An 11,732-nucleotide genomic window follows, 5' to 3' on the forward strand; every position below is an offset into this window, starting at 1 on the left:
TGCGGGAGATGGGGAGATATGGGCTCAGCCGACCGACCGCGCGGCGTGATCAGGCTCCGCGGCGAGGAGAGTGCCGCACCCGTGCTCACGCGGGCCGCGCCACAGACGCGGATCCGGGGGCGGGGCACCCTCCAGGCGAACCTGAACTGGCTGCCCGCGGCCCGCGCGGACGTGAACCTGTGCGCGTTCGCGCAGTTCCGCGACGGACGGACCACGGTCGTGCAGGCGCTGGGCGAGGACTTCGGTTCCCTCACCGAGTGGCCGTACCTCGCCCTCGACCACGACGACCGGACCGGCGCCTCCTCGGACGGGGAGACCCTGCGGGTGAACCTGTCCCACCGCGAGCTGCTCACCCGGCTGCTGTTCTTCGTCTACGTCTACGAGGGCGCGGCCGACTTCCGCCGGCTCGGGGCCGCGGTGGACGTGACCGAACCCTCCGGTCCGGGGTGCCGGATCCTGCTGGACGATTCCCCGGCCGGGGCGACGGGCTGCACGATCGCGATGGCGGTCCCGGACGGGGACGCCCTGACGGTGCGCCGCGAGGTGAACTGGTACACGCCGGACGGGGAGCTGAACGTCCACGAACTGATCGACCGCCGGTACGGCTTCGGCCTGTCCTGGGTCCGCACCACGAAACCCCCGCTGGACCGGCGCCCCTGACCCCCGGGGGCCGCGCGTGTGTACACGCCTGGCCTGCGCGTACACACTCGATTCATGAGTGAGAACGCTGTGACCGTGCGCGAGGCCCGCGCCCACCTCGCGGACCACATCAACCGGGCCGAGCAGGGCGTCCCGACGATCATCACCCGCAACGGTGTTCCCGTGGCCGCCCTCGTGCCGATCGCCGATTTCAACGCCTTGGAAGATGCGGCCGACGAACTGCTCGCACGGGAGGCGGAGGCCGTGCTCGCGAAGGGCGGACCGACCGTGAAGATGGCCGAGCTCCTCGCCGACCTGTTCAGCGAGCGGGGTGAGGGCGCGGCGTGAAGTACGCGTGTGGAACACGGCTGAACGGCGGTGCTCCGGTGGACTCACCGGAGCACCGCCGTTCAGCCGTGCGGCAGATCAGGACCGCTGTTCGTCCGCCGCGAGGTGCGGCGCGGTCAGACCAGGGACCAGGCGATGCCGTCGAGGATGTCGTGCTCCGAGACGACGACCTCGCGCGCTCCGGTGCGCTCCATGATCGCGAGGAGGACCAGGGCGCCCGCGCCGATGACGTCGACCCGACCGGGGTGCATCACGGGGATCGCGGCGCGTTCGGCGTGGGTGGAGGTCAGCATGCGGCCGGTGATCTCGCGGACCCGCTCGTAGGGGATCCGCGAGTGGTGGATCGCCGCGGAGTCGTACGCGGTGAGGCCCAGCGCGATGGCGGCGACCGTGGTCACCGAGCCGGCCAGGCCGACCAGGGTGCGGGCCTCGGCCAGCGGGACGGTCCCGGCGGCGAGGTCGAGGGCCGCCTCGATGTCGGCGCGCATGGCGGCGACCTGCGCCGGGGTGGGCGGGTCGGAGACGACGCCATCCGCCATGAGGTGGCGTTCCGTCATCCGGACGCAGCCGACGTCGACGGACCGGGCCGCCCGTACGTGTTCCTCGCCGACGACGAACTCGGTGGAACCCCCGCCGATGTCGACGACCAGGAAGGGACGCTCCAGTTCGCCCGCGCCCGTGAGGTCCTTGGTGGCGCCGGTGAAGGAGAACTCGGCCTCCTGGTCCCCCGAGATCACCTCGGGTTCGACGCCCAGGATGTCGAGGACGCCACGGACGAAGTCGTCCCGGTTCTCGGCGTCCCGAGAGGCCGAGGTGGCCACGAAGCGGACCCGCTCGGCACCGAGGTCCTTGATCACCGCGGCGTACTCGCGGCAGGCGGCGAAGGTGCGCTCCAGCGCGTCCGGGGCGAGCCGGCCGGTGCGGTCCACGCCCTGGCCGAGCCGGACGACGGTCATCCGGCGGTCCAGCTCGGTCATCGCGCCCGTGTCGGGGTCGCAGTCGGCGACGAGCAGGCGGATGGAGTTGGTGCCGCAGTCGATGCCCGCGACCCGGGTCACAGGGACCCCTCGGTGTTCTCCGCCGCCTTCTCCTCGGCCTTCTTCCCCCCGCAGGGGGTGACGCAGGCGCCCTTGGCCCACCACTCGGGCAGCATCGCCAGTGCCTCGTCGCCGAACGGGTTCACGCCGGGACCCGCGGCCAGGGAGTGGCCGACGAGCACGTGCAGGCACTTGACCCGGTCGGGCATGCCGCCGGCGCTCGGGAAGCCCTGGAGCACGTCGATGGCGTCGCGGCGCCGGATGTAGTCCTCGTGCGCGGCCCGGTAGGCGGCGGCGAGCTCCGGGTCCTCGGCGAGCCGGGCCTGCATCTCCTTCATCACGCCGTTGGCCTCCAGCGTGCCGATCGCGGAGGCCGCGCGCGGGCACGTCAGGTAGTACAGCGTCGGGAAGGGGGTGCCGTCGGGGAGCCGGGGCGCGGTCTCGACGACGTCCGGCTGCCCGCAGGGGCAGCGGTGCGCGATGGCGCGCAGTCCGCGCGGGGGGCGGCCGAGCTGCTGCTCGAACGCCTCGATGTCCGCGTCGGTCGGCTCGGTCCGGTCGGTCTGGGGCGGGGGCGTCTGCATGCCTGGAGGAAGTCTCTTCGGTGTCGTGGGTGGTGGGTGCGGGACGGGCGGGTACGCGTTCAGTCGCCGGGACGGTCGGCCTTGTCGACCCCGTCCCAGACGTTGGAGTACCAGGGCCGGTCGGAACCGGCCTCCCCGCCGCGGCGGCGCTCCGAGGCCTCGGCCCCGGGGTCGTTCATGATGTAGCCGGTCTCGCCCGGACGCAGGAAGTGCAGGTGCTTGCGCGCCTGCTGCTCGGCGTAGGCCGGGTCCTGCCAGCGGGCCTTCTCGTCACGGAGCTGTTCGAGGCGCTTGTACGCGTCGACCGCCGCCCGTTGCTGGTCCGCGATCTCCGAGCGCTGGGAAACGTACTGGCGCATCGGGTACGCGAGGGCGACGACCAGGGTACAGAGGACGAGGACGAGCAGGGCGGCCCGGCCCGTGAGTCGGCTGCGGCGGACGTGGCGCCGCGACTGCGAGCGGTAGACGTGCGCGGCGGTCCGCTCACCGAGCTGCTTGAGCCTGGTCGCGGTCGAGAAGGTGGAGAACCGGTCCCGGTTCCCGGTCATGGTCCCGCCTCCCCTGAGTGCGCGCTACGCAATACGTCCCCGCACACGGTACGGGACCGAGTGCGGGGACGTACGGAGGCCGGCGCCGCGAGGCGCTGATTGGCCCTTAGCCCTTGAAGCGCGGGAAGGCGGAGCGGCCCGCGTACACGGCGGCGTCGTCGAGGATCTCCTCGATGCGCAGCAGCTGGTTGTACTTGGCGACGCGGTCCGAGCGGGCCGGGGCGCCGGTCTTGATCTGGCCGCAGTTCACGGCGACGGCGAGGTCGGCGATGGTGACGTCCTCGGTCTCGCCGGAGCGGTGCGACATCATGCACTTGAAGCCGTTGCGCTGGGCCATCTCGACGGCGTCGAGGGTCTCGGTCAGCGAACCGATCTGGTTCACCTTCACGAGCAGGGCGTTGGCGGAGCCCTCCTCGATGCCGCGGGCCAGGCGCTCCGGGTTGGTGACGAAGAGGTCGTCGCCGACGATCTGGACCTTGGTGCCCAGCTTGTCGGTGAGGGTCTTCCAGCCGGCCCAGTCGTCCTCGTACAGCGGGTCCTCGATGGAGACCATCGGGTACGCGGAGACGAGCTCCTCGTAGTACTCGGTCATCTCGGCGGCCGAGCGGGACTGGCCCTCGAACTCGTACTTGCCGTCCTTGTAGAACTCGGACGCGGCGACGTCGAGCGCGAGCGCGATGTCCTTGCCCGGGACGTAGCCGGCCTGCTTGATGGCCTCGACGATGAGGTCGAGCGCGGCGCGGTTGGACTCCAGGTTCGGGGCGAAGCCGCCCTCGTCACCGAGGCCGGTGGAGAGGCCCTTGGTGTGGAGGACCTTCTTGAGGGTGTGGTAGACCTCGGCACCCCAGCGCAGCGCCTCGGAGAAGGACTCCGCGCCGATCGGGGCGATCATGAACTCCTGGATGTCCACGTTGGAGTCGGCGTGCGACCCACCGTTGAGGATGTTCATCATCGGAACGGGCAGCAGGTGCGCGTTCGGGCCGCCGAGGTAGCGGAAGAGCGGCAGGTCCGAGGCCTCGGACGCGGCGTGCGCGACGGCGAGGGACACGCCGAGGATGGCGTTGGCGCCGAGGGAGCCCTTGTTCTCGGTGGCGTCCAGGTCGAACATGGCCTGGTCGATCAGGCGCTGCTCGGTGGCGTCGTAGCCGACGAGCTCCGGGCCGATCTGCTCGATGACGGCGAGGACGGCCTTCTCGACACCCTTGCCGAAGTAACGGTTGGGGTCACCGTCACGCAGCTCGATGGCCTCGAATGCACCGGTGGAGGCGCCGGACGGAACTGCAGCACGGCCGGTGCTGCCATCGTCGAGGCCCACCTCGACCTCGACCGTGGGGTTGCCTCGGGAGTCCAGGATTTCCCGGGCTACGACGACGTCGATGGACGGCACGAGCATCTCCTTCTGGGATGTGACGCTGGGTGTGCGGTGGCGTGTCAGGCCGTGGGATGGCCTTGCCGCCTAGAGCCTAACCGGCTCCGGGCACTGGGCCCGCCGACCGCCCGGGTCCTGGGACGAAATAGGGGCTGAATGCCCCCGTTCCAGGACATAGGTCTCTTGAAGAAACGGCTTCCGGTCCACGAAGGGCCGGTCGGAGCGGGCCCCGGACATGCCGCCGCCCGGCGCGTGAGGGGATACGCGCCGGGCGGTGGGCATCGTGCGGGGACCGCGGGTGATGCGGTGTTATGCCGGAATTCAGCTGAGCTTCAGCTTCTGACCCGGGAAGATCAGGTCGGCGTCCTTGACGGTGTCCTTGTTCAGCTGGAAGAGCTTCTCCCAGCCGCCCTTGACGCCGTTCGCCTGGGCGATGGTGCCCAGGGTGTCGCCGGCCTTGACGACGTAGGAACCGTTGCCGGTGGCCGGGGCCTCGGTCTTGGGGGCCTGCGGCTTGACGGCCGGGGTCTCGACGCGCTCGGAGCGCGAGACGGGGACCTCGGTGCGCTTCGGCTCGGCCTTCGGCGTGCTCGGCTTGGCGGGCGTGGCCGGCTTCGCGGGCTTCGCCGGGGCGGGCTTGGCCGGCTTCGTCTCAGGCTTCGGCTTGGCGGGCGTGGTGGTCGAGCCGCCGCCGTTGTACGCGGCGTTGGACAGGCCCTTGCCGCAGTGCGGCCAGGCGCCCTTGCCCTGACCCTTGAGGACCTTCTCGGCGATGGCTATCTGCTGGGACTTGCTGGCCTGGTTGGCGGTGGCGGCGTACGCCTTGCCGCCGTAGCCGGCCCAGGTGGAGGCCGAGAACTGCAGGCCGCCGTAGTAGCCGTTGCCGGTGTTGATGGCCCAGTTGCCACCGGACTCGCACTGCGCGACCTTGTCCCACTCGGAGACGGTCGCGGCGCTCGCGGTACCGGCGGCCATCAGCGGGGCCGCGACGGCGACACCGGCGACACCGGCGAGCGTGACGATACGGACGGCCTTGGAGCCGCGACGGTGCTTGCCCTTGCCGGAAAGCAGCATGGAGTTCTCCTCACCGACGCCTTCGAGGTGAGCTGTCGGGTTCGGGCGGATGAGTTGCCCGGTCACGTGTCGAGCACGTGGCTTAACCCCAAGCCGGTATACAGCCGTCTCCCAACGGCCTTTCCCGGCGCCTACCTTGGTTCCCCCGCTCCTGCCTTCGGCGCTTGCGCGACGACTGTTCCCCCCGTCCGCCGGCAGGATTCGGCGATGCGGTCGAAGGAGCTCGCGGTGGCGAGCGACTCAGAAGGTAGACAGGTCTCCCCCTGATGTTCAACGCGCGACATCAGGGAGAAACCGGCCTACTTGCCATCCTCAAAAGTACGTTTACGCAGGTGAGGGGCGGGTTTGTGGAAGTTCCGGAATGAGACACGCCAGTTGATCGGAAGAGACGCATGTCTCATTTGCCGATAACGGACATTCAGCTCTTTCCGGGTGGCCGAACTGCCCCTATTCCTTGGTTAGATCCAGGTTCTGACCCGGCTTGATGAGGTCGGCGTCCTTCCCGATGACCTGCTCGTTGGCCGCGTACAGCTCGCCCCAACCACCCTTGAGACCCTTGGCGTCGGCGATCGCGGTGAGGCTGTCGCCGGCCTTCACGGTGTACGAGGGCTTCGACGCGGCGTCAGAAGCGCCCGGCGCCTCCACGGCGGCCGGACCGCGGTGCTTGCCCGCTCCGTCGACCACACCGGCGGGCACGGCCGTGGGCGTGGCTCCCGGAGTGGTCGGGGTGGCCGGGGCCGTCGGGTCCACCGGGGCGGTGGGGTCGCCCGGAACGGTCGGGGTGGCCGGGGCCGTCGGGTCCACCGGGGTGGTGGGCGCCGTGGTCGGCGGGGTCGTCGTCGGCGGCACGGTCGTCGGCGGGACCGTGGGGTCCGTGGACGGGGCCGGGGAGACCGGGTCGGGCATGACGGGCAGTCCACTGGTGGGGCCCAGCGGGTAGTCCGGCAGGCCGGTCGGACCGGTGGCGGGGCCCTCCTGGCCCGGCTGCGGGGTCGGCGCCCCGAAGTCGACGGCGGGCTCGGAGCCGGCGACGGGCACCGAACCCTCGGGCCGGACGGGCGTGGGGGTGACCGGACCGGCGGGCCGGGGGTCACCCGGATCCACCGCGGCGGCCGGGCCCTGCTGGGTCAGACCGGCCGAGGCGGCGCACAGCGGCCACGCCTGGGGGCCCTGCGAGGCCAGCACCTTCTCGCCGACGGCTATCTGCTGGGAGCGGCTGGCGAGGTCCGGGCGCTCCGCGTAGGCGAGTCCGCCCGCGTTCCTCCACTGCTCCTGGGTGAACTGGAGCCCGCCGTACTCACCGCTGCCGTAGTTGGCGCTCCAACTGCCGTCGCTCTCGCAGTCGGCCACCTTGTCCCAGGTGGACGTGTCGGCCGCGCTCGCGTTCGTCGCGGCGAGCAGGGGCAGGGCGAGTGCGGAGCCGGTGACTCCGGCGGTGACGACCAGGGCGGGTACCTGGCGGGGGCGTCTGTGGCGGCCGTTCCCGGAACGCATGAGGCTGCACCTTTCGCATAACGGCGGGGTAACGGCAGAACCTAGCGGCCTTCGAACGATTGTCACAAGTTCGGTCGGTGACTGACGTGTGATCAGACGGCGTCGGAATGCGCCTCAGTTGTTTCGGGGTGTGAATCGAACAGGAAGCGTGCGCAGGCCACGCATGATGAGTCCGCCGCGCCAGCGCAGGTCCGTGGGGGGAATGGCAAGTTCCAGATCCGGCAGACGCGTCAGCAAAGTCGCGAGCGCCGTCTGCCCTTCGAGTCGGGCGAGCGGGGCGCCGAGGCAGTAGTGGATCCCGTGGCCGTATCCGAGGTGCTGGTTGTCACCGCGGGACAGGTCCAGGGTGTTCGGATCGTCGAACCGCTCGGGGTCGCGGTCCGCCGCCGCGAGGACCACCAGCACCGGATCGCCGGCCGCGATCTCCTGACCGCCGAGGGTCAGCGGCACGGTCGCGAACCGCCAGGTCGCCAGCTCCACCGGGCCGTCGTAGCGCAGGAGTTCCTCGACACCGGTCTCCAGCAGGCCGCTCTCGCCGGCCGCGAGGGAGGCCTGGAGGCGCGCGCGCTGCTCCGGGTTCATGAAGAGGGAGTGGACGCCGTTGCCGATGAGGTTCACGGTCGTCTCGAAGCCGGCGAACAGGAGGATGAACGCCATCGCCGTGGCCTCGGCCTCGGTGAGGTGGTCGCCGTGGTCGCTCGCCCGGATCAGGTCGGAGATGAGGTCATTGCCCAGGTCGTCCCTTTTTCGGTGGATGAGTTCCCCGAGATAGGTGCGCATCTGCTTGACGGAGCGGGCGACCCCGCCGCGCGGACCGCCACCGTGGCGGATCATCATCCCGGCCCAGTCGCGGAAGTCGTCCTGGTCCTCGCGCGGTACGCCGAGCATCTCGCAGATGGCGTAGATGGGGAGCGGGAAGGCGAACTCGTGGATGAGGTCGGCCTCCCCCTTCGCGGCGAAGGCGTCGATCAGGTGGTCGGTGAGCTCCTGCACGCGCGGGGTGAACTCGGCGACGCGGCGCGGCGTGAACGCCTTCGACACCAGCCGGCGCAGTCGGGTGTGGTCCGGCGGGTCGATGTTCAGCAGGTGCGTCATCAGTTCCGCCTTGCGCTCCCCCGGGATGCCGGTCCTGCCCCTGGCGTGCTCGGGTCCGGCGTGGTGCGCCGGGTTCTTGCTGAGGCGCTGGTCGGCGAGCGCCTGCCGGGCGTCGGCGTAGCGGGTGACGAGCCAGGCCTCGACCCCGCTGGGGAGCGCGGTGCGGTGCACCGGGGAGTGCTCGCGCAGCCAGGCGTAGGCGGGGTAGGGGTCGGTCGCGAACTCCCAGTCGAAGAGGGTCGGACCCTCGGTGGAGGGCGGATCGGCCGGGGTCGCGGAGGTCTGCTCATGCACCCGCAGACCGTATCCCGGACCGTACCGGCGATCCGATATGGGGTGTTCGTCGGGGCTGTCCGTAGATCGGCCATCCCTTGACGTCCCGTTCCCCGCCGTTCCTACTTTCGGTTTTGTGGATGTGAGGATCTTGAAAAGCAGCTTCGCGGTGGTGGAGAGGAGGGCCGAGCACGCGGTCAAGTACTTCTACGCCCACCTGTTCTGGCACAACCCCGGGATCCGTGAGCTCTTCCCGGCCGCCTCCGAGGACATGGAGCGGCAGCGGGACCGGCTCTTCGCGGCCCTCACCCATGTGATCTCGCGCCTGGAGGACGAGACCCTCGTCCCCTACCTCCAGGACCTCGGCCGCGACCACCGCAAGTTCCTCGTCGGACCCGAGCACTACGCGGCCGTCGGCGCCAGCCTGCTCGCCGCGCTCGCCGAGACCTCCGGCGAGGCGTGGAACCCGGCCACCGAGAAGGCCTGGGCCGAGGCCTACCAGGTGATCGCCGACGTGATGACGGCCGGCGCCGCCGCCGACGACTCACCGCCCTGGTGGGACGCCGAGATCGTGCGACACCTCCAGTACGGGGAGGACATCGCCGTACTGACCCTGCGGCCGCACGCCCCCCTCGCCCACCTTCCCGGTCAGTACGTGAGCGTGAGCAGCGCGCGCGTGCCGACCACCTGGCGCACGTACTCGCTGGGCAACGCGCCCCGCGCCGACGACACCGTCGATCTCCACGTCAGCCGCGTCGAGGGCGGCAGGCTCAGCACCGCCCTGGTCCGCGACGTCCGACCCGGCGAACGCCTACGGCTCGGCGCCCCCGGCGGGTCGGCGATCCTGCGCCGCGCCGACCGGCCCCTCACCCTCATCGCCGCCGGGACCGGCTGGGCACCCGTCCGCGCCATGCTGGAGGACCTGGTCGAACGGCCTCCCGACCACGACGTACGGCTCTTCGTGGTCGCCCGGGACGCCGCGCACCTCTACGACCGGCCGCTCATCGACGCGTACGCCGCCTCACTGGGCTGGCTCGCCGTCACCTACATCACGCCGGCCCCGGGCCGGCACCGCAACCAGGCGACCGACCGGCTGGCGACCGCGCTCAGCAACCGGGGGCTCTGGCCGGAGCAGGACGTCCACCTCAGCGGACCGCCGCAGTTCGTCGACGAGACCGTTCAACTGCTGGAAGGGCTCGGGGCCCGCCCGGACCGCCTCTTCCACGACGCCGTTCCCCCCGTCGGTGCCGCCCCGAACCGGCCGACGGGCTTCGGCGAGTGGTTCCTGAACCGGCCCGCCACGCACTGGCACAACCCGTCGGGACGCTCCCCGCACGATGGCTGAGGGGCCGCCCGGCCCCCGCCCGACGCTCCGCCGGGCTCCCCCGCCGGAGCGCTACCCGACGCCCTCGGCCGCCCGGATCGTGTCCCGGTAGGCGCGGGCCGCCGCGCGCAGCGCCGTCTCGGGGTCGGTTCCCGCCTCCTCGGCGCGCGCCGCCAGCGCCAGCAGTTCGTAGCCGATCCCCTCGCCCCGGGGCAGTTCCACGGGCACCGCCGCCGCCCGGGCCCGGCCCGCCAGCTTGGCCGCGAGGGCGAGGGCGGGCTGGGCCAGTGGGATCCCGTCCGTCACCGACGCGCGCTGCTTCTCGACGGCCTTGGTGGCCTGCCAGTGCGCGTGGACCTCCTCCGGGGTGTCGGCCTTCTCGTCGCCGAAGACGTGCGGGTGCCGACGGATCAGCTTGTCGACGAGGTCCCCGGCCACGTCGTCGATCGAGAACGGCCCGTCGCCGTCCCCGTCGCCGTACGGGTCGGCTTCGGCTTCCGCACCCTCCTGTGCGATGCGGGCGTGGAAGACGACCTGGAGGAGGACGTCGCCGAGTTCCTCGCGCAGTTCGGCGCGGTCCCCGCCCTCGATCGCCTCCACCAGCTCGTACGCCTCCTCCAGCGCGTACTTGACCAGCCCCTCGTGGGTCTGCCGGGAGGTCCAGGGGCACTCGCGCCGGACCCGGTCCATCACCTGGACCACGTCGAGCAGCCGGGCGCCGGGCAGGTCGTACGAGCCGGGCAGCAGTTCCAGGTCGGGCATGGAGACGCGGCCGGACCCGGCGAGGCGGGCCAGGCCGTCGGTGAGCCGGCCGTCGCCCTCCCCGCCCGGGATCACCACGACCGTGCGGCCGCCGGCGCAGGCCTCGACCAGCTCGTGCGCGTCGGGGGCCGCCCGCTCCACGGTGACGCCCGCCTCGCGCAGGTACGGCAACTGGGGATGACCCGGGTCGGCGCACAGCACCCGGTCCGCTCCGTGCAGGGTCTGCCAGGCGGGCCAGGACAGCAGTCCGGGGGCGACCCGGTGGCTCGCGGTCAGCAGCACGATCCGGCCGGCCGGGACGGGGGCGTCCCCCTCGGCGGGCACGGGAGCGGCGGGGGCGGGTTCGGCGGTGTGGTCGGTCACCCTCCGAACCTACCTCCGCCGCGCGGGCTCAGGCCCCGGCGGGGGGAGCCTGCTCGGGCCGGGTGCGCTGGGTGATCCACGGGGTCTCCTGGTCGCCGAGCAGGATCTGCTGGGCGTCCCACCGGCCGTAGCGCGGGTTGACCTCGATGTCGAGGGCCTTCGCGGCCGCGCCGAGCTGGGCCAGGGCCTTCTCCTGGCTGCCGTAGTGCGCGAAGAGCTTGTCGCGCAGCAGCTTGAAGCGGGCGTCGTCGTCCATCTGGCCGGGCGCCAGCTGCGCCTGCTGGAGGGCCGCCGCCTCCAGGGTCTTCTCGTCGCCCGCCTGCTGGAGCTGGGCCTTGCGGACGCCCTCGATCTCCTTGGTGGTCACGGAGACGCCCGCGTCCTCGGCCGCATGCTCCAGGACGGCGCTCTGGATCATCTTGTTGAGTTTGGTGCGTTCCAGGCCGGCGGTGGCCTCGATGAGTTGGGCGCCCTGCTCGGAACGGTTCTGCGCGGTGCGGACGTCGTTCACCTGGGCCTGGAGCGCGGAGGTGGTGATGCGTTCCCCGCCGACGACGGCCGCGGTGCCGGGGCGGGTGCCGCCCGAGCAGGCCGACAGCAGGGGGGCCGCCACGAGCAGGGCGGCGGAGACGGAGAGCGCTGTGCGACGGTGCAAAGGAGCCTCCAGGGCCGGGAGATTGTGCGTCGGTGCACAAGGGCCGTGCGGTGATCGATGGTATGCAGTCAGGGTGGCCCGAGCCACCGGTTCGACCAACGATTCCGGGGGTGTTGGGGTGCGAGTTCACTCCCCGGCCACCACCGGGCCCTCCGTTCCTGGGAAGG

At 71.7% G+C, this 11,732-nt stretch carries 12 protein-coding genes and 1 riboswitch; of the genes, 3 read left to right on the forward strand and 9 right to left on the reverse strand.

Annotated features, from left to right (window positions below; translation table 11 throughout):
• Positions 1-18: 18 nt before the first annotated feature.
• Positions 19-660, forward strand: coding sequence for a tellurium resistance protein (locus tag ACZ58N_RS12950; RefSeq protein ID WP_471158379.1), 642 nt, complete (start codon positions 19-21; stop codon positions 658-660).
• A 54-nt stretch (positions 661-714) separates the two neighbouring features.
• Positions 715-987 (forward strand): type II toxin-antitoxin system Phd/YefM family antitoxin, encoded by a 273-nt coding sequence (locus tag ACZ58N_RS12955; RefSeq protein ID WP_471158381.1) that lies wholly within the window; start codon positions 715-717, stop codon positions 985-987.
• 116 nt (positions 988-1,103) lie between these two features.
• On the opposite strand, the gene ACZ58N_RS12960 is transcribed toward ACZ58N_RS12955, so the two are convergent.
• The 7 genes from ACZ58N_RS12960 to ACZ58N_RS12990 all read right to left on the reverse strand — a co-directional run bounded on the left by ACZ58N_RS12960 (position 1,104) and on the right by ACZ58N_RS12990 (position 8,482).
• Positions 1,104-2,045, reverse strand: coding sequence for a Ppx/GppA phosphatase family protein (locus tag ACZ58N_RS12960; RefSeq protein ID WP_471158383.1), 942 nt, complete (start codon positions 2,043-2,045; stop codon positions 1,104-1,106).
• Complete coding sequence (locus ACZ58N_RS12965) at positions 2,042-2,608, reverse strand: DUF501 domain-containing protein (protein ID WP_471158385.1); 567 nt, start codon at positions 2,606-2,608, stop codon at positions 2,042-2,044. Before ACZ58N_RS12965 ends, ACZ58N_RS12960 begins: the two co-directional genes overlap by 4 nt.
• A gap of 59 nt (positions 2,609-2,667) precedes the next feature.
• Positions 2,668-3,156: an FtsB family cell division protein gene (locus tag ACZ58N_RS12970; protein WP_471158387.1), complete on the reverse strand. Its 489-nt coding sequence runs from the start codon at positions 3,154-3,156 to the stop codon at positions 2,668-2,670.
• Positions 3,157-3,262: 106 nt separating this feature from the next.
• Positions 3,263-4,549 carry a phosphopyruvate hydratase gene (gene eno, locus ACZ58N_RS12975; RefSeq protein WP_281203559.1) on the reverse strand — a complete coding sequence of 429 codons (1,287 nt, stop codon included), beginning with the start codon at positions 4,547-4,549 and terminating at the stop codon, positions 3,263-3,265.
• A gap of 297 nt (positions 4,550-4,846) precedes the next feature.
• A complete protein-coding gene (locus tag ACZ58N_RS12980; RefSeq protein ID WP_471158389.1) occupies positions 4,847-5,599 on the reverse strand; it encodes a transglycosylase family protein in 753 nt (250 codons plus the stop codon).
• 2 nt (positions 5,600-5,601) lie between these two features.
• Positions 5,602-5,772, reverse strand: a riboswitch (cyclic di-AMP (ydaO/yuaA leader).
• Positions 5,773-6,046: 274 nt separating this feature from the next.
• Positions 6,047-7,093, reverse strand: a complete 1,047-nt coding sequence (locus ACZ58N_RS12985; protein ID WP_471158391.1) for a transglycosylase family protein — start codon at positions 7,091-7,093, stop codon at positions 6,047-6,049.
• A 114-nt stretch (positions 7,094-7,207) separates the two neighbouring features.
• Entirely contained in the window at positions 7,208-8,482 is a 1,275-nt protein-coding gene (locus ACZ58N_RS12990) for a cytochrome P450 family protein (protein WP_471158393.1), read from the reverse strand.
• Positions 8,483-8,603: 121 nt separating this feature from the next.
• On the opposite strand from ACZ58N_RS12990, the gene ACZ58N_RS12995 reads away from it, so the two are divergent.
• Positions 8,604-9,806 carry a globin domain-containing protein gene (locus tag ACZ58N_RS12995; RefSeq protein WP_471158395.1) on the forward strand — a complete coding sequence of 401 codons (1,203 nt, stop codon included), beginning with the start codon at positions 8,604-8,606 and terminating at the stop codon, positions 9,804-9,806.
• Positions 9,807-9,857: 51 nt separating this feature from the next.
• Here the strand turns inward: ACZ58N_RS12995 and ACZ58N_RS13000 are convergent, their stop codons facing one another.
• Together ACZ58N_RS13000 and ACZ58N_RS13005 are read right to left on the reverse strand one after the other, a co-directional pair.
• Complete coding sequence (locus ACZ58N_RS13000) at positions 9,858-10,871, reverse strand: nucleoside triphosphate pyrophosphohydrolase (RefSeq protein ID WP_471159203.1); 1,014 nt, start codon at positions 10,869-10,871, stop codon at positions 9,858-9,860.
• A 67-nt stretch (positions 10,872-10,938) separates the two neighbouring features.
• Positions 10,939-11,565: a SurA N-terminal domain-containing protein gene (locus tag ACZ58N_RS13005; RefSeq protein ID WP_471158397.1), complete on the reverse strand. Its 627-nt coding sequence runs from the start codon at positions 11,563-11,565 to the stop codon at positions 10,939-10,941.
• Positions 11,566-11,732 lie beyond the last annotated feature (167 nt).

Source organism: Streptomyces sp. NPDC040432 (assembly GCF_055595445.1).